The organism is Polynucleobacter sp. UK-FUSCHL-C3 (assembly GCF_040409815.1).
In the GTDB taxonomy this organism is placed as follows: Bacteria; Pseudomonadota; Gammaproteobacteria; order Burkholderiales; family Burkholderiaceae; genus Polynucleobacter.
In genome coordinates this window covers 477,777-501,188 of record NZ_CP099959.1, presented here as the reverse complement: position 1 = coordinate 501,188, position 23,412 = coordinate 477,777, and the positions used below count along the sequence as shown (strand labels likewise).

The window sequence follows — 23,412 nt, the reverse complement described above, 5'->3', positions numbered from 1 at the left end:
CTATTTACTTATCTCAATAGGGGTGGGATGCTGAATGTCTAAATTACTGTACAACCAAGCAGCTAACTGTTCCACATTATCAAGGCAGGCGAGAGATTTTGCAGACCTCAAGGCATCGGCTGGATGTGCGCCGTAGCTTACTGCTATTCCATCAACCCCTGCGGACTCAGCCATCTCAAGGTCATGGGTGGTATCGCCAATCATTAACATTTTGCGCACCGGTACTTGTAGACTATCCGATAGGTCTAGCAACATGCCGGGATGTGGCTTAGAAAAGGATTCGTCGGCAGTGCGAGTGTCATGAAAGATGTGCTTGAGTTCATGAAAGTCCAAGGAGCGATTTAACCCTCGCCTTGGCTTACCGGTAGCCACGCCCAACAAAAATCCTTTGTTTTTTAAGTCCTCTAATAACTCTCTGATACCTACAAATAAGTGAAGCTCATGATCTTTAGAGAGATAGTGATAACGAAACCGATCGACTAATTCAGGAAAGCGCGCGGGATGGACCGAAGGAGCCACTCGACGTAATGAATCTTGCACACCCAAACCAATCACATAGCTTGCGATGGAATCATCCGGAACCGGAAAATCAAGATCACGGCAGGCCTGCTGGATGCAATGCACAATCGTGGGCGTCGAATCCATAATGGTTCCGTCCCAATCCCAGACAATCAAATCGTAGCGTCGCTCTTCGTATTTCACTGAAGTTCTTTCTTATGTTTGCATGGGTAGAGTCTTGCACTCCCACCGAGTTAACCATTCTCTGAATGCCTTTGGTACATCTGCCTCGATCCGCATTTTTTCCTGAGTCTTGGGGTGTGCAAATACTGCGAGGTGAGCATGCAAGAACAAATGCTTTACCTTAAGACGTTTATCTTCATCATCAATGCCGTATTTATCATCCCCCAAAATGGGATGGCCAATCTTTTGCAAGTGCACCCGAATCTGATGAGTACGACCCGTTTTCAATTGCGCTTCAGCAAGAGTAATGCTACCTAGATCACTTTTTAGAATCTCCGTGACCCGAAGATTGGTATGACTAACCTGACCCTTTGGATCAACCCGAACCCTGCGTTCTCCATTTTCCAAAAGATACTTTAGTAGGGGAAACTTAAGTTGCGCAGTACCAGCCCCTTGAGAAATCTCACCATGAGCCAGGAGCCTATAACGCTTATCCGTTAAACCCTCACGGATCTGTCGATGCATCTCTACAAGAGCGCTACGTTTTTTTGCAAAGATCAAAATACCAGAAGTATCACGGTCTAGACGATGAACCAATTCTAAGAACTTACTCTCTGGTCTTGCCTTCCGGAGTAACTCAATCGCCCCCAAACTCACACCCGATCCACCATGAACAGCCAATCCGGAGGGTTTATCGATGATGAGCAAATAATCATCTTCAAACAGGGTGGGTATCTTTGCAGCCAGCTCAGTTGCCTTCGTCTGAGAAATCCCAGCACCAGTTTTTGGGGCTTCGGCTAGCCGAGTGGGCGGAAGGCGAACAATATCGCCCTCGACAAGCCTGGATGTCGGTAGGGCCCTTTTTTTATTAATGCGGACCTCACCAGAGCGAATAATTCGATAAACATGGCTTTTGGGCACACCTTTAGCCCAGCGGAGTAAGTAATTATCAAGCCTCTGGCCAGCAGAATCCTGGCCAATGGTCTCAAAAACAGCCTGTAATGCAGGTGTTTTACTAGATTTCTTGGCAGAAACGCTCTTTTTTGGGGCGGGATTAATGGTTTTCCTCATGTGATAGGCCCCATTGTCATTCGTTTTGTGACCTATAATCAAGGATCTAGGTAATTTATTACCAGATTGATTTGAATTCCGGAGCTTGGAGTCGCCCATTAATAGACTCCCGGGGTTGCCCCTCTCCCGTTTTAATGAGGCGCAGGGTTGGCGTGATGTATGCCGCGACCCACGAAGCAGATGACCTTTTTTAGGCGAGCGCCTACATTGAGATCTTAAGGAGATCTCTGTGGCGAGCGTTGGTGTGAGATTCAAACTATGGAATTCTTGGTTTGATCGTTATTTCCTGTAGAGGAATGTTTTAGACTCTCTCACCTCTTAATGTCTGAGGATTTATTCCTTAGAACAATCTTAGTCATCCTCTTCGCGTCGCACAAAAGCGCCTCCCATGAAGGAGAGTGTTATGAAACGCATGTTATTTAATGCAACGCAACAGGAAGAGTTGCGAGTCGCAATTGTTGATGGTCAGAAATTAATCGACATCGATATTGAATCCGCCGGACGCGAGCAGCGCAAAGGCAATATTTACAAAGGTGTCATTACCCGCATTGAGCCCTCTCTCGAGGCCTGCTTTGTGAACTATGGTGAAGAGCGCCATGGCTTCTTGCCATTTAAAGAGGTTGCCCGCACCTACTTTAAGGAAGGTATTGATGTCCGCAATGCGTCGATCAAAGATGCCTTGCGCGAAGGTCAAGAAATTATTGTTCAGGTAGAAAAGGAAGAGCGGGGCCAAAAAGGTGCTGCACTGACCTCTTTTGTCTCCCTAGCTGGTCGCTATCTCGTTCTAATGCCCAATAATCCCCGAGGAGGCGGAGTATCCCGTCGTATCGAGGGGGAGGATCGTCAAGAGCTGCGTGAGGCGATGGCACAGTTAGAGGTGCCTGATGGCATGAGCATTATTGCCAGAACTGCAGGTATTGGTCGCGATGCCGTTGAATTGCAATGGGATCTGAACTATCTCATGCAGTTATGGAAAGCCATTGATGAAGCAGTCAAGGGAAACTCAGCGCCATTATTGATTTATCTTGAATCAAGCTTGGTAATTCGTGCAATCCGCGACTATTTCCAACCGGATATCGGTGAAATCCTGATTGATACCGATGATATCTATGAGCAAGCTCAGGCATTTATGTCGGTCGTGATGCCAGATAACTTACCGCGAGTTAAGCGCTATCAAGACGATGTGCCCCTGTTTTCTCGATTCCAGATTGAGCATCAGATCGAGACCGCCTACTCCAGAACCGTCCCTCTACCATCTGGTGGAGCAATTGTTATCGATCACACTGAAGCCTTGGTATCGGTTGACGTCAACTCGGCGCGTGCAACACGTGGATCTGATATTGAAGAAACTGCTACTCGTACCAACCTTGAGGCTGCCGATGAGATCGCTAGACAAATGCGTCTTCGTGACCTAGGCGGTCTGATCGTGATTGATTTCATTGATATGGAATCAGCGAAGAGTCAACGAGATGTTGAAAATCGCTTACGCGACGCCCTTCGTCATGATCGTGCACGGGTTCAAACCGGCAAGATCTCCAAGTTTGGCTTGATGGAATTATCACGTCAGCGTTTGCGACCAGCCCTATCGGAAGCAAGTCATGTCACATGCCCACGGTGTAATGGCACAGGCCATATTCGTGATACAGAATCCTCTGCCCTTCAGGTATTGCGCATTATTCAAGAAGAGGCGATGAAGGAGAACACGGCTGCAATCCACTGTCAGGTTCCAGTCGATGTCGTTGCCTTCCTCTTAAATGAGAAACGTGCTGAGGTTATCAAGATTGAGTCTCGCTTTAAGGTTCATGTCTTAATGATTCCAAATAAGCATCTTGAGACGCCCCATTACAAATTAGAGCGCTTACGTCACGATGACCCCCGCCTAGATGAACAAAAGCTTAGCTATGTAATGGTGGAAGAGTCTACGCGTGAGCTTGAGACCGACACTGTGATTGGTCGCAAGAATGAAGAAGTGCGCACACGTCCTGAGGCGGCCGTCAAGGGCATTACTCCCAGCCAGCCAGCGCCCATGGCAAGTGCTCGCCCCGCTCGCGAAAGCGCCTCTGCTAAAACAGGTGAGGCATCCTCTGGTGGAATCTTCGGATTCTTTAAAAAGATATTCTCTCCTGCTACCCCCGCCAAACCCGAAGAGGTCAAACCTAATGCTCGTCCAGAAGGTCGGGGACGTAACGGCGATCACAATAATCGTAATCGCGGTCGCAATCGTCAAGACAGAACTGCGCGTAGCGATAATACGGATCGTCCAGAAAAAGCTGCAGATACTGGTGAGCAAAACCAGAATCGCCCACGTCAGGCAGGTCGGGGACGTAACCGCGGTGAGCGCAATCAACAGCAAGAGCGTAACGATCAAGCATCCCCCCAACAAACTAAGGGTCCAGCGCCTGACTTAAGCGATTCAGAAGTGAGTAACGAGGATCAGCGTCGTGGTCGTAATCGTCGTGGTCGCGGTCGTAACCGCGGTGAGCGATCTGAGCGCAATGACAGTCCCGCCCAAGAATTAAATAGCGGTATTCCAATGGGTCTAGGTGGTCGTTCTGCCTCAATGCCGCTATCGGATCTGACTCGCAGCTTTAGAGAGGGTTCTGCACCGCGTCGTTCAGGATCTAATCGCAGCCCCAGACCAGAACAAAGAGTGCAAAGTGAGAGCGTCCCTACTCCAACATCTAGCGGCCAGAGCATTTCGGAGACTAGAGTTACAGCACCGATTATTGTTCCCGAACTACCCAAAGTTGCCTTCACGCCACTTGCTGAAGAACCGCTAAAAAATGTTATTCAGACTGCTGGAATGGTTTGGGTTGGTACCGATAGCAACAAACTCGCTGAAGTACAAAACCAGATTCAGTCTGAGAGCCCTGCGCCTAGAGCGCAACGTGAGCCAAAGCCACCTACCAATCTCCCTGCAGGGCCTATGGTTCTTGTGGAAACGGGTGGCCAAGAAAAAACCATTGATAAAAATGGTTAGAGCTTCCGTACGCCTAAGATAGACTTTTGAAGCCATAATGCATCATGGTTGAACGCGTAATCCCCATTCGCAAAGAGACTCGAGAGGGTCCTTTGCCATTGATTCCTGAGACTCTTTCTGAGGCTCATGGTCGAACCTTGGATCTACGACATAGACCTTTGCGAGACTTACGCATATCCGTGACCGATCGGTGCAACTTTCGTTGTACCTATTGCATGCCTAAAGAGGTTTTTGATCAAAACTATCCGTACCTAGCTCAACAAGAATTGTTGAGCTTTGAAGAAATTTATCGCTTAGCTCATATTTTTGCCACACTGGGTGTTGAGAAAATTCGCTTGACTGGTGGCGAGCCTCTTCTGCGTAAAGATATTGAAAAACTCATTACCATGTTGTCCGAGATCAAAACACCCAAGGGTCAATCTCTCGATCTAACACTCACAACAAATGGCAGTCTTTTGCAAAAAAAGTCGGCGCAGTTAAAGACCGCTGGCTTACAGCGTATTACCGTGAGTCTTGATGCAATCGACGATGCCATTTTCAAAAAAATGAATGATGTTGACTATCCCGTTTCCGATGTCTTAAATGGAATTGAAGCGGCTAAGAACGCCGGCTTTACCGGAATTAAAGTCAATATGGTTGTTAAAAAAGGTACGAATGAGCAAGAGATTTTGCCAATGGCAAAACACTTTCGTAATAGCGGGGTTACCTTACGATTTATCGAGTTTATGGATGTTGGTAGTTCAAATGGTTGGAACTTGGCTGAGGTGCTTCCCTCGGCAGATGTCATTGCAATGATTCATGAGCATTTTCCACTTGAGCAAGTTGATCCCAATTACTCTGGGGAAGTAGCTCAGCGTTGGCGCTATCAAGATGGCTCTGGTGAAATTGGTGTGATCTCGAGCGTGACCCAAACCTTTTGCCACGAATGTACTCGCGCACGTCTATCTACCGATGGCCAACTATTTTTATGTTTATTTGCGACGCAAGGGTTTGACTTCAAAACACTTCTGCGTTCTGGAAAAAGTGACCTAGAAATTGCGAATGCAGTGATGCATACCTGGTCCTCCAGAGAGGATCGCTACTCTGAACTAAGACACCTCAATACCCAAGATCCGAAACGAGCTGATCGTAAAGTTGAAATGTCTTATATCGGCGGCTAATTCAATGGGATCAATTTCGGTATCCGATATCACTGGTCTTGTCTTAGCAGGTGGTCGCGCTCAACGAATGGGCGGTATTGATAAAGGCTTGATTCCGTTTAAAGGATTGCCTTTAATCGAGTCTGCTCTCGAAAGACTCAAACCCCAAGTGAATACGATACTGATCAATGCCAATCGCAATCATTCAATCTACTCATCGTATGGCTATCCTGTTTTAGCAGATGAGGACGATAGTTTTTCAGGCCCCCTAGCTGGGTTTGTGGCAGGACTCAAGGCTTGCAAAACCCCCTATTTAATGACCGTACCCTGTGATTCCCCACTCTTCCCTCTTAATCTTGCCAAGCAACTGGCGATTACTCTTGAGGCAGAGCAGTCAAAGATTGGATATGCATCTAGCAAAGACATGGCCGGTAAGGTATGGGCACAACCGGTCTTTTGTTTGATGCGTAGAGATCTACTGGATTCCTTAACAAGCTTCTTAGCGAGTGGTGAACGAAAAATAGACCGTTGGTTTGCTAATGAAAATGCAGCATCCACACTATTTGCTGATGACGTTGTATTTGCAAATGCCAATACTCCCGAAGAATTAGCACAGCTGGAATCATTTACACATTCGCATTGATGAATAAACCAGTAAACGCCAATCAAGAGTTTCAGTCTGATTTTTTATCAGTTACCGAGGCTCGGACCGCCATCTCCGCTGTCATCCATTCGCTTCAAGCGCAAGCTAGACTTCATGAGGCCATAGAAAGCCTCCCTCTAAAAGAGTGTTTAGGTCGCATTTTGGCAAGTGATGTGTTATCCCCTATCAATGTTCCTGCAAACGATAACTCAGCGATGGATGGGTTTGCATTCAATGGTAAAGAGCTTGATACAGCGCAAGACCCTGTCAATTTGCGCATCGCGGGTGCGATTTACGCAGGTCAAACCCATTCCCCGTCTATTCAAATGGGTGAATGCATTAAGGTGATGACTGGCGCAATGATGCCCCCGAATTGCGATACCGTAATTCCTCAGGAGTTTACGAAGTCAAGCGAGGAGGGATCAATCACCTTTGCTAAAGATACTGTTCGTGCGGGCGATAATCGTCGTTTATGCGGTGAGGACTTGCAAGCGGGTAAACCTGCAATCCAGCGTGGGCGGATACTAAAAGCATCCGATATTGGTTTAGCGGCCTCATTAGGAATCGCCAAGCTTGAGGTTTATCAACGGATTAAAGTTGCTATTCTCTCGTCGGGTGATGAGCTCTGCAGTATTGGTGTCCCGTTACAGCCTGGCAAAATTTACGATAGTAATCGTTTTAGTCTTCATGCCTGCCTTAGTAAGCTTGGCTTTGAAATCATTGACTGCGGGATCGTCCGCGATACCCCCGATGATCTTCGTCAAGCATTTATGCAAGCAGCACAGAAAGCGGACGTAATTATCTCCTCAGGCGGAGTATCTGTTGGAGAGGCTGACTTCACCAAACAAATTATGGAAGAGTTGGGGCAAGTAGGATTTTGGAAAATTGCAATGCGTCCAGGCAGACCAATGGCTTTTGGTAGCCTAAAGCCGGTTTCCCCAAAGACGGCTCCCACCGTATTTTTTGGTTTACCAGGGAACCCCGTAGCGGTGATGGTTACCTTTTACCAATTTGTGCGTAATGCGCTATTACAGTTAAGTGGCGCCCTTAACCCTGAGATCCCGCTCGTATCAATCCAATCTGCCGAGGCTATTCGGAAAAAGTCGGGTCGTACAGAGTTCCAACGCGGGATTTTGTTTCGGGATCCAGAAGGTAGGTTGTTAGTCAAATCGACTGGTAGTCAGGGTGCGGGCATTCTGCGCTCGATGAGCGAAGCAGATTGCTTCATGATTCTTCATCACCATCAAGGCAATATTGCCCCCGGAGACTGGGTGGATGTAGAGATTTTTGATGGACTGCTTTAAGATTGCAGGATCATGAAATTCACTAAAAAAGAAATTGTCTTCTTAGACCCAATGCATACCGCCAAAACTCTTGTTTTGGTCTACCTATGCTTCTCCGTACCCATCGTTTTATTAGCCCTTTTTGTAGCCTTTATTCGAGATGGCTCGATGCCCGGGTTTACTGTGATCTCAGCACTTATTTTGAACGCTGTTCTGGGCTTTGGACTTCTTTGGATCGCATGTAAAGTCTACAACTGGGTTGCCCAAAAATTTGGGGGTATTGAGTTAGCCCTTAAAGAACTATCTGAAGAGACTGACGATATCCAGTAAGGTATTTTTGTGTACCCTATTTCTTCCAGAGCTCGGTATTAATTAAACTGGGTGGCTTCTCACCCGCTAATGCTGCTCGCAAATTACGAACTGCTAAGTTAATCATTGCGCGCCGAGTCTTCTCAGTGGCACTCGCAATATGTGGGGCTAGTACCACATTGCTTAACTTCAAGAGCTCAGGATGAACCTTCGGCTCTCCCTCGTATACATCTAAGCCAGCAGCAAAGATTTTTTTTGCCTTCAGGGCTTCTGCCAGAGCGGCATCATCCACAATACCGCCGCGCGCAATATTAACAAGCGTTGCTGTGGATTTCATCAACGCAATTTCTTTTGCGCCAATCAGATGATGGCTTTCTGCAGAATAGGGGACAACTAAAACCACATGGTCTGCTTCGCGTAATAAGGTCTCCTTATCAACGTAACGAGCTCCACAGGCTTTCTCATCGGACTCACTTAGGCGCTTACGATTGTGATAGATCACATTCATACCAAAACCAAGTCCACGCTTCGCAATTCCTTGTCCAATTCTGCCCATACCGATAATACCAAGGGTGGTGTGATGCAAATCCATCCCCAATGGGTTGTATACGATGGACATCTTGTCCCACTGGCCATTACGAATCCAATGCTCAGACTCTGTGATACGTCTAGCAGCAGCCATCATCAACGCAAAGCCAAAGTCTGCCGTACTATCCGTTAAAACATCTGGGGTATTCGTTGCCATCACCCCAGCTGTGGTCATTGCTGGCACATCAAAATTGTTATAACCCACCGAGATATTGGCCACAATTTTTAGATTCTTTGCATCCGCCAGGGCATTTTGATCGATTCGCTCACTTCCGAATACCAGTGCGCCCGCAACTTGTGCAAGCTCTTTGCGTAAGTTATCTGTGGAGAAGACCTCATCGGCCTGATTGGACTTCACCTCAAAGCTCTCCTCTAAGCTTGCTAAGGCATCTGGAAAAATAGCTCTGGCGACAAGAATTCGTGGTTTAGTGGACATAGGATTCAATAGAAAATGAGGTAAAAGGCTCGGAAGCAAAACTTTACACCATTTGGGCTAAAATCAATTCAGAGGCAATAATCTGTTGTATTGCTTGGTTTATATCCTTAAACAATCGTCGTAGAGCCAAATCATGACTTACGTTGTTACTGAATCTTGTATCCGTTGTAAATACACCGATTGCGTGGACGTCTGTCCAGTTGACTGTTTTCGTGAGGGGCCCAACTTCCTAACAATCGATCCTAATGAATGCATCGATTGTGCAGTTTGCGTCCCAGAGTGTCCTGTCAATGCAATTTATGCAGAGGACGATGTGCCTGGTGACCAGCAACAATTTATCAAAATGAATTTGGAGCTTGCCAAACAGTGGCCATCCATCACCAAATCAAAGGCTCCACTGCCAGATGCAGATGATTGGAAGGATGTAAAGAGCAAGCTTGAGCATCTCGAAAAATAATCCTCGCCAACGCTCCATTCAATGAGCCTTTTCTATGCGCCAATTTCATGACTTAATGCGCCATGTCCTTGATCATGGGGCAAAGAAATCAGATCGTACTGGTACGGGCACTTTATCGGTCTTTGGTCATCAAATGCGCTTTGATTTATCAGAAGGTTTTCCTCTGGTCACCACGAAGAAACTTCACCTCAAATCCATTGTGTATGAACTCCTTTGGTTTCTAAGTGGTAATACTAATAATCAATGGCTCAAGGAACGCGGAGTCTCTATCTGGGATGAATGGGCGGCGCCTGATGGTGATCTTGGCCCGGTCTATGGCTACCAATGGCGCTCTTGGCCAGCACCGAATGGGCAACATATTGACCAGATCAAGGAGATTATTCAGACCATTAAAACCAATCCCGACTCACGACGCATTATTGTGTCGGCCTGGAACGTGGCAGATATCCCCAAGATGGCGCTAGCGCCCTGCCATGCATTCTTCCAGTTTTATGTGGCCGATGGTAAGTTATCGTGTCAACTCTATCAGCGCAGCGCAGATATATTTTTAGGTGTACCTTTTAATATTGCTAGCTATGCATTGCTGACCCATATGGTGGCGCAGCAATGCAGTCTTGATGTCGGTGAGTTCATTTGGACTGGTGGTGATTGCCATCTGTACAGCAATCACCTCGAGCAGGTTGAGTTACAGCTATCTCGAAAGCCATACTCTCTTCCCCAATTAAAAATCCATCGTAAGCCCGATAGTATTTTTGACTACCAATTTGAGGACTTTGAAATTGTGGGCTATGAATCCCACCCCCACATCAAAGCTCCAGTTGCAGTTTGAGCTAATTAGCCCATGAGTACACCTGCTATTTCAATGATCGTGGCGCGCTCTCGTAATCATGTCATTGGCAAAGATAATCAAATGCCATGGAAAATATCGGCTGATTTACAGTTCTTCAAAAAAGTAACCATGGGATACCCCATCATTATGGGTCGCAAAACCTGGGAATCAATTGGTAGGCCTTTGCCGGGTCGGCGCAATGTAGTGGTGAGTCGTAACACCAATTACTCAGCAATCGGTGCTGAATTGGTTGGTTCCTTAGATCAGGCTTTAGAGTTGTTAAAAGAATTTAAGCGTGTCTTTGTTATTGGTGGTCAGCAATTATTTACCCAAGCCTTCCCTCAAGCCGATGAGCTCTTCATTACTGAGATTGAAATTCAGGTCGATGGTGATACGTATTTTGAAATTCCAGATCCCAATGACTGGCAAGAGGCAGAACGCATCTTAGAAAGTGAGGGCGATATTCAGTTTGCCTATGTGACTCTTCGACGAAAGGCAGTCTAATTACTTTCCACCAATCGTCATTGAGCCCAGCAAAATTGATCCAGTCTCTTTAGTTCCCCGAATAATCGTGTCATCGCCCACCGCCTGAATATCCATCAACATTTCTTTTAAGTTACCAGCGATAGTGATTTCTTCAACAGGATGTTGGATGATGCCGTTTTCGACCCAATAACCAAATGCCCCTCGCGAGTAATCTCCCGTCACATAGTTGACCCCTTGGCCCATCAGCTCTGTTACCAACAGGCCGGTTCCCATTTCTTTTAACAAACCTGGCAAGCCCCCAGATGGGGTATGCATACTATGCAACTTCAGATGATGTGCGCCTCCAGCATTACCGGTAGTTTGCATGCCCAACTTTCTGGCTGAGTAGGTAGACAAGAAGTAGCCTTGCAATTCTCCTTTGGATATCACCGATCGAGCTTTAGTGCGGACACCCTCCTCATCAAACGGTGCGCTTCCACTCATTCGCTTTAGGTGAGGCAACTCAAACAAGTCGATATGCTTTGGCATTACTTGCTTCCCCAGGCTATCGAGCAAAAAACTAGAACGACGATACAAAGCACCACCTGAGGTTGCTTGGACCAAAGAGCCAATCAGACCGACTGCGATCGGGGCTTCAAAGATCACTGGGCAACGCCGTGTTGTTAACGATTTTGCGTTTAGCTTTGCCAATGCTCGTTGAGCAGCATACCGACCAATCAAAGAGGGGTTTGCTAACTCACTCGCAATGCGAGAAGTGCTGTACCAATCATCGCGTTGCATCGCACTCGAATTTTTAGAGGAACTGGCAATGGGGGCGCAGGATATGAAATGCCTTGAATATGGATATCCACCCATAAAGCCATTACTGGTTCCCAGCATAAAGTGCGCCTGATGGGCAGATACCGATGCTCCATCACTGTTCTGGATTGCTTTATCAACTGCAAATGCTGCCTTTTCTGCTTTACGAGCGATCTGAATCGCCTCTTTAGTATCTAGATCCCAGGGATGAAATAAATCAAGATCCTGAGGGTTCTGCTCTAAGAGATCTGGCTCGGCCAAGCCAGCGCAATCATCTTCTGCAGTGTGTTGGGCAATATGAAAAGCCGCCTCTACCGTTAAACGTAATGAGTCTGGAGAAAAATCGCTGGTACTGGCATTACCTCGGCGCTGACCTAGATAGATGCTTACGCCCACCTGCTTATCAACGCTTTGCTCAATGGTTTCTACTTCACCCTTGCGGACCGTTACAGAGAGACCTTGACCCTCGGAGATTTCTGCGGCGGCGTCTGAAGCCCCAACGCGCTTGGCTTCTGCCAAAATAAAGTCAATAATGATCCTAAATTGATCCGGAGAATATGCAAACATTCCTCAATGATAGCTAGAATATGTCCATGAAGCATCAAAACCCTTTTCATCGCAATAGTCCTAATGAGGTAAAGATTGGTTTGGTATCGATTTCTGATCGTGCCAGCCAAGGGGTATATGTCGATGAAGGCATCCCTTCCTTAAAAAATTGGCTTGGCAAGGTGATCACCACTCCAGTTGTTTTCCATGAGCGCCTTATTCCGGATGAGACCGAGCACATTTCATCCTCATTGATCGAGTTGGTTGATGAGTTGGGGTGTGATTTGGTATTGACTACCGGTGGTACAGGCCCGTCGCGACGAGATGTGACACCGGAAGCCACTCTGGATGTGGGAACTCGTGAAATGCCAGGATTTGGCGAGCAGATGCGGCAAATTAGCCTTCATTTTGTGCCCACCGCCATTCTCTCTCGTCAAGTTGCTGTATTACGAGAGATTGAGAATCATGCTGCATTGATTATGAATCTTCCTGGGCAACCAAAGTCGATTCAGGAGACTTTAGAAGGCTTGAAAGATGCTAATGGCAAAGTGCTTGCACACGGTATTTTTGCTGCTGTACCCTATTGCATCGATTTAATCGGCGGGCCTTGTATTGAAACGGATGAGGCAATTGTGAAAGCGTTCCGTCCAAAGAAAAAGAAGTAGCGCTAACAGTCTTTCATTATCTCTTCTAAACATTAGTTTTGAGAGGGAATAAAGAATCGCTCGCGATAGTATTTGAGCTCTTCAATCGATTCCATAATATCGGCTAGGGCGGTATGGGCTTGTTGCTTATTAAAGCCCTTCACAAGCTCCGGTTGCCAGCGTTTACATAGCTCCTTCACAGTCGATACATCGACATTCCGGTAATGAAAATAACTCTCTAGCTTTGGCATATAGCGAGCCATAAACCGCCGGTCTTGGCAGATCGAGTTACCGCACATCGGCGCAGTATTGGCTTTGACGTATTGCTTTAGAAAAGCGATACATTGCTCTTCCACCGCCCCCTCATCTAAATCAGATGCTCTAACCTTATCCACTAAGCCCGATTTGGTGTGAGTGCCAGTATTCCAAGCGTCCATGCTGCCAAGAACCTCATTAGCTTGATGGACCACCCATACCGGGGCGGTAGCAATGATATTTAGGTGGGCATCGGTCACAATCATGGCGATCTCTAATATACGGTCAGAATCAGGCTTTAATCCCGACATCTCCATATCTACCCAAATCATGGGTTCTGCGCTATTACCAGACCCCTTATTTTCCGTACTCATCTTTATAATGACTCCATGACCTTTACATATCTATTTATTTTGGCTTTAGTCCTTAGCGTTGGTTTACGCCATTGGCTCGCAATGCGCCAAATTCGCCATGTCGCCAACCACCGCACTAGTGTACCTAATGAATTCGCCCATACGATCAGTTTAGTGGATCATCAAAAGGCAGCTGACTATACGATTGCTAAATTACGTCTTGGCCTGATTGAAAACTTCTTTGCTGCTTTTGTATTAATTGCATTCACTCTATTGGGCGGACTAGAGCTTCTCAATCAAATGCTAATCGATCTTTTGGGTCCAGGCACTTTGCAACAGATGGCTTTGTTGATATCTATATTTTTAATCTCGGGCATTTTGGATTTACCTTTTACCTGGAAAAAACAATTTGGTATTGAGGCTGCCTATGGCTTTAACCGAATGACCCCTGGTCTCTTTTGGCTGGACATGATCAAAGGTGTCGCATTAGCCTCGGCCCTTGGGCTTCCTCTTCTCTGGTTGGTCTTGGAGTTGATGTCTAGTAGTGGGCCCTACTGGTGGCTATGGACCTGGATTGTCTGGACCGCTTTTAATGCTCTTCTTCTTTGGCTCTTTCCTACCTTTATTGCACCCCTGTTTAATAAGTTCAAGGCCTTAGAAGATGGCCCCCTGAAAGCACAAATCGAGCGTCTCTTAGAACGTTGTGATTTTGCTAGTCAAGGTTTATTTGTGATGGATGGTAGCAAACGAAGTGCGCATGGCAATGCTTATTTCACAGGCATTGGTAAGGCAAAGCGGATTGTGTTCTTTGACACTTTGATTGAGAAGCTTGAGCCCCTAGAAGTAGAGGCTGTTCTTGCCCATGAGCTTGGTCACTTTAAACGTCAACATATTCGTAAGCGTTTACTAGTCTCATTTGCTCTGAGCTTTGTCATGCTGGCTATTTTGGGCTGGGTGAGCTCACAGCCGTGGTTCTATCTCGGTCTTGGTGTCAGCCCCGATCTCAATGGCTATAACGGCGGTCTAGCCTTGGCTTTGTTTATGTTGGTTGCCCCTGTATTTAGTTTCTTCTTTACTCCATTAGGAAGCCTGGCGTCTCGCAAACATGAATACGAAGCTGATCACTTTGCTGCCCAAAAATCTTCGGCGAGCGCATTAATTTCTGCTCTAGTAAAACTCTATCAAGATAATGCCTCGACCCTAACCCCTGATCCGCTCTATACCGCGTTCTATAGCTCCCATCCTCCTGCGCCCCTGCGGATTGCGCATTTACAACGATTTGCATGAGCGGTGTTTGCTGATGGGCCAATTTCGTGCCCTGCTAAGCGCTTCCTACGGGAGACATTACTTAGCGCAAACTATTCAGGCGGATGGCTCCCATGCTGGGCCCTTAATACAAGTTAGCACACCGGCTAAGCGCCACGTCGGCGCTGTCGGTGATATCTTGATTCTGGAGGAGACAGGTCCAAATCAGGCACGAATTATCGAAATCGAGAAGCGCAAGAACTTACTTTATCGATCAGACGCATTTAAGAGTAAATCGATTGCAGCGAATGTTGACCAGATTCTGGTGGTGCTTGCAACTGCTCCGGCTTTCTCACCCGATCTCCTAGGACGCGCTGTAGTTGCTGCTGAGCTAGATCAAATTGAACTGCGCATCATCCTGAATAAATGCGATCTGCAGGATCAATTAACGATTGCGAGACGAGGTCTTGTTCCATATCAAAACATGGGCTATCCAGTCCACGAGGTCTCGGCTAAATTTGATCCCCAATCACTTGAGGGTCTCCAACCTTTCTTGAAAGGAAAGGTATCGGTATTGGTTGGGCAATCTGGCATGGGTAAGTCGACTTTACTGAATAGTTGGGCACCAAATGCGGCCGCTCTCACACAAGAATATTCCTTAAAACTGGATAGCGGTAAGCACACCACCACAGCATGCCGTTACTTTGATTTACCCGAGTGGTCTCGCAATCAAGCGCATTTAGGGGGGATGATTGACTCACCCGGTTTTCAAGAATTTGGTCTTGCCCATCTCTCTGAAAGCCAACTACAGCATGCCTTTAGAGAGTTCAAGCCTTTGCTGGGTAAATGTCGCTTCCATAACTGTAAGCATGATAGCGAGCCTGGATGCGTGATCCAGGAGGCTGTTCTTGCGGGTGAGATTGCTGCAGAACGTCTAGCGCTTTTTAAACAGTTGCTATCGGACTCTAAAACCGCAGATATTCAACTGCAGGGTTTTAGCCAAGCCAAAGAGCGATGGTCAACATCGCCAAAACCACCATACAAACGATAAGGGCTCGCCACACCAAGCCGATAGCTGATCTCATGGAGTGTTCGCTAGGCTCTTTCCCAATCTCATAGACGGGCGGCTCACCGGTCTCAGCTCTAGATAGGGCCTCATCACTGGTCGGCTCTCGTAGTGGTTCACCCAGACGGACACCCAAGGCACCACTACCAGATGCCAGTAATACTGCACTTAAAGGGTCCGACCACTTGCTTGTTAAATTACGCCACGCATAGACCGAGTCCTCAAAATTACCAACGATGGCAAAACTCATGGCACTCAAGCGAACAGGCAACCAATCTAATATATAAAAAAAGTGTTTTGCTGCTTCGGATAAATTAAACCCATATTGCTCCCAACGCAAAGAGGCCTTATCCGCCAAGCGATATAGAACAACGCCCGCAGGGCCAATTGGTACTAAGAACCAGAAAAAGACCCCAAAAACATGGCGATGGGCGCCAATAATTGCCCTCTCGAGCGCTACCGCAATAATCTCAGTCTTTGATAAATGGGTAACATCAATATCATCCCCCAACCAGCTTTGGAGAGCAGCACGGGCTGCCGGCACATCATGGTTTTGAATGGCTTCATGGACCTCTGTAAAGGAATGACTAAATTGTCTAAACCCAAAAAAGAGATAAACGATGATGATGTTCCAGACGAAGGCTAATAAGGGATGAGCCACAAACGCTACGACATAAATAGCAAACACAAAAATAGTAGGCAAGCCAAAGCCCACTAAACAAGCTAACCGAGCACCCACTGGTGTTGCCCCATCTGCAGACTTGCCACCAAACTCCTTGGCAACCCAATCAAGCCATGCAAGGCTCGCCCTCCGGATCCAATGGGATGAGGTAACTGGCCGATATTGTTCGGCAATTAGAGCGAAGAGGATAGAAAAAAAGGTCATGCTTTTAATAGATGATATAGATTTCGTAACATTCCAGCGGTGGCGCCCCAAATGAACCGCTCCGCATAGGGCATTGCATAAAAGCGGCGTGAGCCCTCTGTACTTTGCCATACCCGGATCTCATGATTAGCAGGATCCATTAAGAAACGTAAAGGGACCTCAAATACATCTGCGACTTCAAAGGGATCTGGCCGATATTGCGAAACGGGTTTCACCAAAGCAACCACTGGGGTAACCTGATAGCCCGAGACCGTAAGATATTCTGGTAAAGAGCCAATCACCTCGACATTCTGACTGGGAAGCCCAATTTCTTCCTCGCTTTCCCGAATTGCAGTTGCAACAATAGAAGCATCCCCCTCATCCATTCGTCCCCCAGGAAAACTAATCTGACCCGCGTGATCATGCAAATGATCGGTACGTTGGGTTAATAAAACATGCAGTCCATTTGACTGTATTACCAGGGGCATTAGAACCGCCGCCTTCGTTATCGCGCCCTGCTCTTGCTTGCGGGCGATGATATTACTTGCTAATACATGGCGGTTTTCATCGGTAATCTCGGGGGTCCATGTGGGTGAGGTCTCAAACTGAGCACGCAGCCCATCCTCACAAAATAAAGCTTCGGGTACTGGCTTTTGGCCAATGCAACGACGATCAATCGGCACTAAGCGGGGATCGAATCCGGGGGGCGCAGCCAAGCTTTTTTTGAGGGAGTCCAGAGTATTCGACATGGATCCATTTTAGGTGATTTAAGAAAACAAAAAGGCGACCGAGGTCGCCTTGATGCACATAAGAGTGAGATTACTCTGCGGCTGTCTCGGCAACTGTTTCTTTAACACGCGCCTTGAGCTTCTCTTTAATACGAGCAGACTTACCAGAGCGGTCGCGCAAGTAATACAACTTCGCACGACGCACATCACCACGACGCTTCACTTCGATGCTAGCGATTAATGGTGAATAAGTTTGAAAAGTGCGCTCCACACCTTCGCCAGATGAAATCTTGCGAACGATGAAACTAGAATTCAGGCCACGGTTACGCTTGGCAATCACAACGCCCTCAAAAGCCTGAGCACGTTTACGACTACCTTCAACCACGTTTACACTGACTACAACGGTATCGCCGGGTGCAAAACTTGGAATCGTTTTGTTGGCGGTTAGACGAGCAATTTCTTCTTGCTCGATTTTTTGGATCAAGTTCATTACAACTCCTTAGGCATCATGTTGGCGTTAATCCCGTGATCAATCAGCGGGCCCAATAGAGGATGCAGTTAAAACAACTAAGCCAAACCAATATTCTTATTACTCTGAGAGTTCCTTTAAAAACAGCTCATCGTCTTGGTTTAGCAACCCATTTGCGCGCGCAGCCTCAATGAGGTCTGGACGACGCTTTAACGTCAGCTCTAAAGACCTTTGCCGACGCCAATCCATTATTTTAGCGTGATGTCCGCCTAAAAGCACGTCTGGAACGCATAAATTTTCATAAATTTCAGGCCGGGTATAGTGTGGATGGTCTAAAAGGCCATTAACAAAACTATCTTGTAAGGCTGAATTCTCGTCCCCCAACACCCCCGGAATCAAGCGAATCATGGCATCCATAACCGCCATGGCAGGGATTTCACCTCCGGAAAGTACAAAATCGCCGATGGATAGCTCAAAATCCACATTTCGGTCAATAAAACGCTGGTCTACTGCCTCATATCGTCCACAAATTAGCGTTAAGTTACTGTATTTAAGCATATCTGTTGCTAACTTTTGCGAAAATGTCTTTCCTTGAGGGCTTAAAAGACAAACTGGACCGGACTCTATCCCAGATTGTTGATGGGATTTCTGAATCGCCGCCAAGGTCTCCTCAAGCGGCTTAATGAGCATGACCATACCAGGCCCTCCCCCATAAGCACGATCATCGACTGTTTTACGAGGATCCTCACAAAAATCTCTTATATTCCATGTACTTACAGTTGTAAGTCCGTGCTCACATGCTCGCCCAGTTACCCCACTTTTTGTCAAAGCGGTGAACATTTCAGGGAAAAGAGTAACAACATCAAAATGCATACGGGCCTTCAAATTACTTATTTGCTCCAATTGGCTTGCCAGGCAACCACTATGGTTCCAACGCCCCCGGCATCGCTAGCCTGAAGATCTACTGACTTTACAAGATCGGGCACAAAGGGGATCAGTTCCTTCCCCACGGTCATGACTGGATGGGCGCCATATTCAGCGATCTCATCAACGAAACCAAGTTCAGCGCCCTCCTCATTCAGCACCCTGCAACCAATCAGATCAATCCAGTAATAGGTACCTTGCTCCGTCTTGGGGAAGCTAGTTCTAGGAAGCTTTAAGGACGAGCCCTTTAATAACAAAGCAGCATCACGATCGGTAACGCCCTCAAGAGCCATGACCACAAAACCGCTGTGTAATTTTGCCTGGTTGACTGTGTAGGTAGCATCGATTGAAGCCCCTCGAGCGCCATCCCGTTGCAAACAGATTTGCTTACATTGGAGAAGGGCTACAGGGTCAGGAGAGTAGGGGCGCACCTTAATGTGCCCCTTGAGGCCTTGGGCATCAAATACCTGCCCAAGCTCTATCAGGTCAGAAGGAGGCTGATGAATCACAACACCTCCATGAAAGCTCGTAAGCCTATGAATTAGGCTGCAGGATGGTCCTTGATTAAACGCTTAACGGTTGGGGAGATCTGAGCTCCAACGCCAGTCCAATAAGTTAAACGGTCCTGAGCAAGGCGCATTGCTTGCTCTTTCTCAGCTGCTTTTGGATTGAAATAACCTAAACGCTCAATGTAATTTGAGTCGCGACGATTACGTTTATCGGTAGCAACAATGCTGTAAAAAGGGCGCTTTTTTGAACCGCCGCGTGCGAGTCGAATGACGACCATATTTATTCCTTAAGATCCTAGTAATACGGGTTAATTAACTGGTTAAATACACCGACTGTCTGCAAAGGCAATGCAATAAGGTGTAGAGACAGCAGAAAACCTAATATTCTAGACGAAAACCCTTATAAACTCTACTAACTTACCAAACTATTATTAAAGATAACTATAAAAGTACATATAAATCAATAACTTATAAAAAAATATGCTTAAGCTTCTAACTCCTTTTGGTAAACGAATCCAACGATCCATCCTATTGGTCTCGGGAGTCTGCGTTTTGGGGGCTTGCGCCAATATAACCCCCCCGTGCGCCGCTAAAAATACTCCCCCGGCTGCCGAGCTCAAAGGAACGCACTGGGAACTGTCTCGCTGGAATCTACCGCCCAATGCGATGGGTGAGGTTCGTCTTCGTTCATTACCAAATGATCAGGGTCAAAAAATCCAACTACAGTTCAGCGGCAATCGAATGAGCGGGTATAGCGCCTGCAATCGCTTTACGGCGCAGATCGTAGAAGATACCCGTGGATTTCAAATTAATCAAATTGCTACAACGCGCATGGCTTGCTCTACAGCACGAGAAGAAATCGAACGCGATTTCTTGTACCTCTTAAATGATTACAGAACGATTGCGCGCGATGGCGATCGCTTACTGATTATTGGGCCCAATCGTGAGGTCTTAAGCTTTTCTCAAATCAATCTTTCCTCCAAATGACGCAATCATTTCGATCTAAATTAAGGTTCTGCGCTCTGGGATTATTTTTGCCGGGGACTGGATTCAATTGCTTTTATCTCCAAGGCATGAAAAGCTTTTGGGCTTGGATGCAATTGCTTTCCTTGCTGGGTGGCGCCATGGGCTATTGGCTTCTACAACAAAATACTAGCTCATCAGGCGCCGCTTGGTTCTTACTGATCCTAGGGTTTATTGCTATCGAGGCAAGTTGGTTAACAACCATTGCATTTGGCTTACGCCCTGATGAAAAATGGGATGCGCAGTTCAATACTGAAGCTAAGGATAATCAAAAGACAGAGTCTGGATGGCCGGTGGTTATTTCCGTGATCCTGTCGTTAATCCTTGGAGCGGGAGTAATGATGATCTTCTTAGCAATTGGCTTTGAGCAGTTCTTCATGTATCAGATTGAAGAAGCCAGAAAAATTAGTCAGTAACTTTTTACTAAATCGCAGCTGTTAACTCGGGTACCAAAGTAAATAAATCCCCCACTAAGCCATAATCGGCTACACCAAAGATCGGTGCGTCAGGATCTTTATTGATCGCCACAATTATTTTTGAGTCCTTCATTCCAGCCAAGTGCTGGATTGCTCCTGAGATACCAACCGCAATATATAGCTGTGGTGCAACAATTTTTCCAGTTTGACCAACCTGATAATCATTCGGCACATAACCTGCGTCTACGGCAGCGCGGGAGGCTCCGAGAGCAGCACCCAATTTATCAGCCAAAGGCTCAATTAATTCCTTATATTTCTCGGCAGAACCTAAGCCGCGCCCACCAGACACAATGATTTTGGCAGCGGATAACTCAGGTCGATCCGACTTTGTCAGTTCTCGCCCAATAAATTGAGATGCTTCATATGGATCTACAGGTTTAATCGACTCAATCACAGCCGAGCCACCCTCCGGCGCAGCCTCAAAATTTGTTGTGCGTACCGTGATTACTTTTTTAGCGTCACTCGATTGCACTGTTGCAATCGCATTACCTGCATAAATGGGACGCTCAAATGTATCGCCTGAGACCACCCTCGTAATATCTGAAAGCTGAGCAATATCTAATTTGGCAGCAACACGAGGCATCACACTTTTTCCGTGAGCGGTGGCGGGTGCCAAGAAATAATCATAATCCGAGGCCAGAGCAATCATTTGTTCGGCAACAGACTCTGGTAGCTGATCTGCAAACTGTGTTGCATCGGCATGCAAAACTTTACGGATACCAGCAATACCTGCTGCAGCTTGAGCAATAGCCCCAGCATTGCTACCGATTAACAACAGATCAACCTCAGGACTGCAGAGCTTTGCCGCACTCACAGCGTGACGGGTAGCCGCTTTTAAAGAATGATGGTCATGTTCGACCAGAACTAAAGCAGCCATTTATAGAACCTTTGCTTCGTTTTTTAATTTATCGATCAGGCTAGCCACATCTGGTACTTTGATGCCTGCAATGCGCTTTGGGGGCTCTTCCACCCGAATCGTTTTCAAACGAGGCGCAATATCAACCCCCAAATCCTCTGGCTTAAGAACATCTAGCTGCTTTTTCTTGGCCTTCATGATGTTTGGCAGAGTTACATACCGAGGCTCATTTAAGCGTAAATCAGTTGTGATCACGGCTGGTAATGAAATCGATACGGTCTCAAGGCCGCCATCCACCTCGCGAGTTACCTGAGCCTTGCCATCTGCAATGCTTACTTTTGAGGCAAAAGTTGCTTGGGGAAGGTTCAGTAAAGCCGCAAGCATTTGACCGGTCTGATTACTATCATCATCAATCGCTTGTTTTCCTAAAATAATCAGTTGCACTTGCTCTTTTTGGTAAATCGCTTGCAGTAATTTTGCAACTGCTAGCGGCTGGAGCTCGGTATCGGTTTCTAACAATATAGCGCGGTCAGCGCCAATCGCGAGAGCGGTACGCAAGGTCTCTTGACACTGTTGAGGGCCAGCGGAGAAAACAATAACCTCACTGACGATACCTGCCTCTTTAAGTCGAACGGCCTCTTCAACGGCGATCTCATCAAACGGGTTCATGCTCATCTTTACATTCGCAATATCAACCCCGGATTGATCTGACTTCACGCGCACTTTGACGTTGTAATCAACAACTCGCTTAACGGATACCAAGACCTTCATTTGCTACCTTTATCAACCAAATAAGTTCTTATTTTATCGCTATTTAGAGCTCAGCCAAGGTCTTCAAATGAGCAGCAACACTCCTACCCAATGCGGATAGGTTATAGCCACCCTCGAGGCAGCTAACAATTTTTCCATCGCAAGACTGATTGGCAACATTCATGAGCTGCTGTGTAATCCACACATAATCATCCTCTACTAAGCCCATTTGCCCCAAATCATCCTCTCGGTGGGCATCAAAGCCTGCGGAGATCATAATCAATTGAGGTTTGAACTCTTGCAGGCGTGGAATCCATATCTTATTAATCATCTCTCGAACAAGCTTTCCGCTTGTACTGGCTGGCAAGGGGATGTTCACCATATTATCCCCACCCTCCAAACCACTGTAGGGATAGAACGGGTGCTGAAAGAAGCTACACATGAGCACATGGGGGTCATCGATAAATGCTGCTTCGGTACCGTTGCCATGATGTACATCAAAATCAATCACGGTAACTCGATCTAGGTCATACTGCTCAATCGCGTATCGGGTTGCAATGGCAATGGTATTAAAAACACAAAAGCCCATTGAGCGATGGGGCTCTGCATGATGTCCTGGGGGGCGAATTGCACAAAAGGCGTTATTAACCTCGCCCTTCATCACTGCGTCTACCGCTGCAATAGCAGCTCCAGCGGCACGCAAAGAGACATTCCAGGTTGAGCTGTTCATGATCGTATCACCATCGATCATGGCGTAGCCACTCGTTGGAGCCTTACTTTTTATGAATGCCAAGTGATCCTCGCTATGCACACGGGTAATATCAGCCTCAGTTGCCAGAGGTGGGTCAATTCGTTTTAAATGGCCATCTAAGCGACTCTGAATTAATTGATCTTCAATAGCTTGGATACGCTCGGGACACTCGGGATGATGGCACCCCATCTCGTGTTTCATAAAATCGGGATGACTGATATAGGCTGTCGTCATTTACTTGTCTCTCTTATA

General features: G+C 46.8%; 27 protein-coding genes. 13 read left to right on the top strand and 14 right to left on the bottom strand.

The annotated features are described in order from the left end of the window. Complete coding sequence (locus NKE59_RS02410) at positions 1-702, bottom strand: HAD-IA family hydrolase (RefSeq protein ID WP_353439330.1); 702 nt, start codon at positions 700-702, stop codon at positions 1-3. Between the two features lie 12 nt (positions 703-714). Beyond that, positions 715-1,752 (bottom strand): RluA family pseudouridine synthase, encoded by a 1,038-nt coding sequence (locus NKE59_RS02405; RefSeq protein WP_353439329.1) that lies wholly within the window; start codon positions 1,750-1,752, stop codon positions 715-717. A 403-nt stretch (positions 1,753-2,155) separates the two neighbouring features. Here NKE59_RS02405 and NKE59_RS02400 point away from each other — a divergent pair, with 403 nt between their 5' ends. The 5 genes from NKE59_RS02400 to NKE59_RS02380 are packed head-to-tail and all read left to right on the top strand — an operon-like array spanning position 2,156 to position 8,127. Then, entirely contained in the window at positions 2,156-4,732 is a 2,577-nt protein-coding gene (locus NKE59_RS02400) for an Rne/Rng family ribonuclease (protein WP_353439328.1), read from the top strand. A 44-nt stretch (positions 4,733-4,776) separates the two neighbouring features. Then, positions 4,777-5,892 carry a GTP 3',8-cyclase MoaA gene (gene moaA, locus NKE59_RS02395; protein WP_353439327.1) on the top strand — a complete coding sequence of 372 codons (1,116 nt, stop codon included), beginning with the start codon at positions 4,777-4,779 and terminating at the stop codon, positions 5,890-5,892. A 4-nt stretch (positions 5,893-5,896) separates the two neighbouring features. Then, a complete protein-coding gene (gene mobA / locus NKE59_RS02390; RefSeq protein ID WP_353439326.1) occupies positions 5,897-6,514 on the top strand; it encodes a molybdenum cofactor guanylyltransferase MobA in 618 nt (205 codons plus the stop codon). Continuing rightward, entirely contained in the window at positions 6,514-7,818 is a 1,305-nt protein-coding gene (gene glp, locus NKE59_RS02385; protein ID WP_353439324.1) for a gephyrin-like molybdotransferase Glp, read from the top strand. The genes mobA and glp overlap by 1 nt, the downstream gene beginning before the upstream one ends. A 12-nt stretch (positions 7,819-7,830) precedes the next feature. Next, the gene (locus NKE59_RS02380; RefSeq protein ID WP_353439322.1) at positions 7,831-8,127 is read left to right on the top strand and encodes a hypothetical protein; all 297 of its coding nucleotides are present in this window, start codon (positions 7,831-7,833) and stop codon (positions 8,125-8,127) included. 16 nt (positions 8,128-8,143) lie between these two features. Here NKE59_RS02380 and NKE59_RS02375 read toward each other — a convergent pair whose 3' ends face one another. Then, positions 8,144-9,130 (bottom strand): D-glycerate dehydrogenase, encoded by a 987-nt coding sequence (locus tag NKE59_RS02375; protein WP_353439321.1) that lies wholly within the window; start codon positions 9,128-9,130, stop codon positions 8,144-8,146. 133 nt (positions 9,131-9,263) lie between these two features. Between NKE59_RS02375 and fdxA the strand changes: the two genes are divergently transcribed. The 3 genes from fdxA to NKE59_RS02360 are packed head-to-tail and all read left to right on the top strand — an operon-like array spanning position 9,264 to position 10,920. Then, positions 9,264-9,587: a ferredoxin FdxA gene (fdxA, locus tag NKE59_RS02370; protein WP_353439320.1), complete on the top strand. Its 324-nt coding sequence runs from the start codon at positions 9,264-9,266 to the stop codon at positions 9,585-9,587. 34 nt (positions 9,588-9,621) lie between these two features. Continuing rightward, positions 9,622-10,416, top strand: coding sequence for a thymidylate synthase (locus NKE59_RS02365; RefSeq protein WP_353439319.1), 795 nt, complete (start codon positions 9,622-9,624; stop codon positions 10,414-10,416). A gap of 12 nt (positions 10,417-10,428) precedes the next feature. After that, on the top strand, positions 10,429-10,920 hold the full coding sequence (locus NKE59_RS02360) for a dihydrofolate reductase (RefSeq protein WP_353439318.1): 492 nt from the start codon (positions 10,429-10,431) through the stop codon (positions 10,918-10,920). Here the strand turns inward: NKE59_RS02360 and pmbA are convergent, their stop codons facing one another. Continuing rightward, complete coding sequence (gene pmbA / locus NKE59_RS02355; protein ID WP_353439317.1) at positions 10,921-12,267, bottom strand: metalloprotease PmbA; 1,347 nt, start codon at positions 12,265-12,267, stop codon at positions 10,921-10,923. A 20-nt stretch (positions 12,268-12,287) separates the two neighbouring features. Between pmbA and mog the strand changes: the two genes are divergently transcribed. Further along, on the top strand, positions 12,288-12,911 hold the full coding sequence (gene mog / locus NKE59_RS02350) for a molybdopterin adenylyltransferase (protein WP_353439316.1): 624 nt from the start codon (positions 12,288-12,290) through the stop codon (positions 12,909-12,911). A 32-nt stretch (positions 12,912-12,943) separates the two neighbouring features. Here mog and orn read toward each other — a convergent pair whose 3' ends face one another. Next, positions 12,944-13,519 carry an oligoribonuclease gene (orn, locus tag NKE59_RS02345; RefSeq protein ID WP_353439315.1) on the bottom strand — a complete coding sequence of 192 codons (576 nt, stop codon included), beginning with the start codon at positions 13,517-13,519 and terminating at the stop codon, positions 12,944-12,946. A 15-nt stretch (positions 13,520-13,534) separates the two neighbouring features. Between orn and NKE59_RS02340 the strand changes: the two genes are divergently transcribed. Next, positions 13,535-14,785: a M48 family metallopeptidase gene (locus tag NKE59_RS02340; protein WP_353439314.1), complete on the top strand. Its 1,251-nt coding sequence runs from the start codon at positions 13,535-13,537 to the stop codon at positions 14,783-14,785. Positions 14,786-14,798: 13 nt separating this feature from the next. Further along, positions 14,799-15,794 (top strand): ribosome small subunit-dependent GTPase A, encoded by a 996-nt coding sequence (gene rsgA / locus NKE59_RS02335; RefSeq protein ID WP_353439313.1) that lies wholly within the window; start codon positions 14,799-14,801, stop codon positions 15,792-15,794. Here rsgA and NKE59_RS02330 read toward each other — a convergent pair. From NKE59_RS02330 to rpsP, 6 genes are all read right to left on the bottom strand, one after another. Then, positions 15,739-16,695 carry a CobD/CbiB family protein gene (locus NKE59_RS02330; RefSeq protein ID WP_353439312.1) on the bottom strand — a complete coding sequence of 319 codons (957 nt, stop codon included), beginning with the start codon at positions 16,693-16,695 and terminating at the stop codon, positions 15,739-15,741. The genes rsgA and NKE59_RS02330 overlap by 56 nt on opposite strands. Beyond that, entirely contained in the window at positions 16,692-17,423 is a 732-nt protein-coding gene (locus tag NKE59_RS02325; RefSeq protein ID WP_353439311.1) for a CoA pyrophosphatase, read from the bottom strand. Before NKE59_RS02325 ends, NKE59_RS02330 begins: the two co-directional genes overlap by 4 nt. A gap of 70 nt (positions 17,424-17,493) precedes the next feature. Continuing rightward, a complete protein-coding gene (rplS, locus tag NKE59_RS02320) occupies positions 17,494-17,892 on the bottom strand; it encodes a 50S ribosomal protein L19 (RefSeq protein WP_353439310.1) in 399 nt (132 codons plus the stop codon). A 99-nt stretch (positions 17,893-17,991) separates the two neighbouring features. Continuing rightward, the gene (gene trmD / locus NKE59_RS02315) at positions 17,992-18,744 is read right to left on the bottom strand and encodes a tRNA (guanosine(37)-N1)-methyltransferase TrmD (RefSeq protein WP_353439309.1); all 753 of its coding nucleotides are present in this window, start codon (positions 18,742-18,744) and stop codon (positions 17,992-17,994) included. A gap of 17 nt (positions 18,745-18,761) precedes the next feature. Continuing rightward, a complete protein-coding gene (gene rimM / locus NKE59_RS02310) occupies positions 18,762-19,304 on the bottom strand; it encodes a ribosome maturation factor RimM (RefSeq protein ID WP_353439308.1) in 543 nt (180 codons plus the stop codon). Positions 19,305-19,336: 32 nt separating this feature from the next. Beyond that, positions 19,337-19,582 (bottom strand): 30S ribosomal protein S16, encoded by a 246-nt coding sequence (rpsP, locus tag NKE59_RS02305; RefSeq protein ID WP_353439307.1) that lies wholly within the window; start codon positions 19,580-19,582, stop codon positions 19,337-19,339. Positions 19,583-19,784: 202 nt separating this feature from the next. Between rpsP and NKE59_RS02300 the strand changes: the two genes are divergently transcribed. Continuing rightward, a complete protein-coding gene (locus NKE59_RS02300) occupies positions 19,785-20,291 on the top strand; it encodes an META domain-containing protein (protein WP_353439305.1) in 507 nt (168 codons plus the stop codon). A gap of 86 nt (positions 20,292-20,377) precedes the next feature. Continuing rightward, positions 20,378-20,743, top strand: coding sequence for a hypothetical protein (locus NKE59_RS02295; RefSeq protein ID WP_353439303.1), 366 nt, complete (start codon positions 20,378-20,380; stop codon positions 20,741-20,743). A gap of 7 nt (positions 20,744-20,750) precedes the next feature. Here the strand turns inward: NKE59_RS02295 and NKE59_RS02290 are convergent, their stop codons facing one another. From NKE59_RS02290 to NKE59_RS02280, 3 genes are read right to left on the bottom strand one after another with little or no spacing between them, the layout of a single operon-like run. Further along, complete coding sequence (locus NKE59_RS02290) at positions 20,751-21,680, bottom strand: electron transfer flavoprotein subunit alpha/FixB family protein (protein ID WP_353439302.1); 930 nt, start codon at positions 21,678-21,680, stop codon at positions 20,751-20,753. Continuing rightward, on the bottom strand, positions 21,681-22,430 hold the full coding sequence (locus NKE59_RS02285; RefSeq protein WP_353439301.1) for an electron transfer flavoprotein subunit beta/FixA family protein: 750 nt from the start codon (positions 22,428-22,430) through the stop codon (positions 21,681-21,683). Between the two features lie 43 nt (positions 22,431-22,473). Next, positions 22,474-23,394, bottom strand: a complete 921-nt coding sequence (locus NKE59_RS02280; RefSeq protein ID WP_353439299.1) for a histone deacetylase family protein — start codon at positions 23,392-23,394, stop codon at positions 22,474-22,476. Positions 23,395-23,412 lie beyond the last annotated feature (18 nt).

Excerpts from the sequence above, each read along its gene's own strand:
- NKE59_RS02405 (WP_353439329.1), bottom strand. The coding sequence starts at position 1,752 with ATGAGGAAAACCATTAATCCCGCCCCAAAAAAGAGCGTTTCTGCCAAG.
- NKE59_RS02400 (WP_353439328.1), top strand. The coding sequence starts at position 2,156 with ATGAAACGCATGTTATTTAATGCAACGCAACAGGAAGAGTTGCGAGTC.
- moaA (WP_353439327.1), top strand. The coding sequence starts at position 4,777 with ATGGTTGAACGCGTAATCCCCATTCGCAAAGAGACTCGAGAGGGTCCT.
- mobA (WP_353439326.1), top strand. The coding sequence starts at position 5,897 with ATGGGATCAATTTCGGTATCCGATATCACTGGTCTTGTCTTAGCAGGT.
- glp (WP_353439324.1), top strand. The coding sequence starts at position 6,514 with ATGAATAAACCAGTAAACGCCAATCAAGAGTTTCAGTCTGATTTTTTA.
- NKE59_RS02380 (WP_353439322.1), top strand. The coding sequence starts at position 7,831 with ATGAAATTCACTAAAAAAGAAATTGTCTTCTTAGACCCAATGCATACC.
- NKE59_RS02375 (WP_353439321.1), bottom strand. The coding sequence starts at position 9,130 with ATGTCCACTAAACCACGAATTCTTGTCGCCAGAGCTATTTTTCCAGAT.
- fdxA (WP_353439320.1), top strand. The coding sequence starts at position 9,264 with ATGACTTACGTTGTTACTGAATCTTGTATCCGTTGTAAATACACCGAT.
- NKE59_RS02365 (WP_353439319.1), top strand. The coding sequence starts at position 9,622 with ATGCGCCAATTTCATGACTTAATGCGCCATGTCCTTGATCATGGGGCA.
- NKE59_RS02360 (WP_353439318.1), top strand. The coding sequence starts at position 10,429 with ATGAGTACACCTGCTATTTCAATGATCGTGGCGCGCTCTCGTAATCAT.
- pmbA (WP_353439317.1), bottom strand. The coding sequence starts at position 12,267 with ATGTTTGCATATTCTCCGGATCAATTTAGGATCATTATTGACTTTATT.
- mog (WP_353439316.1), top strand. The coding sequence starts at position 12,288 with ATGTCCATGAAGCATCAAAACCCTTTTCATCGCAATAGTCCTAATGAG.
- orn (WP_353439315.1), bottom strand. The coding sequence starts at position 13,519 with ATGAGTACGGAAAATAAGGGGTCTGGTAATAGCGCAGAACCCATGATT.
- NKE59_RS02340 (WP_353439314.1), top strand. The coding sequence starts at position 13,535 with ATGACCTTTACATATCTATTTATTTTGGCTTTAGTCCTTAGCGTTGGT.
- rsgA (WP_353439313.1), top strand. The coding sequence starts at position 14,799 with ATGGGCCAATTTCGTGCCCTGCTAAGCGCTTCCTACGGGAGACATTAC.
- NKE59_RS02330 (WP_353439312.1), bottom strand. The coding sequence starts at position 16,695 with ATGACCTTTTTTTCTATCCTCTTCGCTCTAATTGCCGAACAATATCGG.
- NKE59_RS02325 (WP_353439311.1), bottom strand. The coding sequence starts at position 17,423 with ATGTCGAATACTCTGGACTCCCTCAAAAAAAGCTTGGCTGCGCCCCCC.
- rplS (WP_353439310.1), bottom strand. The coding sequence starts at position 17,892 with ATGAACTTGATCCAAAAAATCGAGCAAGAAGAAATTGCTCGTCTAACC.
- trmD (WP_353439309.1), bottom strand. The coding sequence starts at position 18,744 with ATGCATTTTGATGTTGTTACTCTTTTCCCTGAAATGTTCACCGCTTTG.
- rpsP (WP_353439307.1), bottom strand. The coding sequence starts at position 19,582 with ATGGTCGTCATTCGACTCGCACGCGGCGGTTCAAAAAAGCGCCCTTTT.
- NKE59_RS02300 (WP_353439305.1), top strand. The coding sequence starts at position 19,785 with ATGCTTAAGCTTCTAACTCCTTTTGGTAAACGAATCCAACGATCCATC.
- NKE59_RS02295 (WP_353439303.1), top strand. The coding sequence starts at position 20,378 with ATGAAAAGCTTTTGGGCTTGGATGCAATTGCTTTCCTTGCTGGGTGGC.
- NKE59_RS02290 (WP_353439302.1), bottom strand. The coding sequence starts at position 21,680 with ATGGCTGCTTTAGTTCTGGTCGAACATGACCATCATTCTTTAAAAGCG.
- NKE59_RS02285 (WP_353439301.1), bottom strand. The coding sequence starts at position 22,430 with ATGAAGGTCTTGGTATCCGTTAAGCGAGTTGTTGATTACAACGTCAAA.
- NKE59_RS02280 (WP_353439299.1), bottom strand. The coding sequence starts at position 23,394 with ATGACGACAGCCTATATCAGTCATCCCGATTTTATGAAACACGAGATG.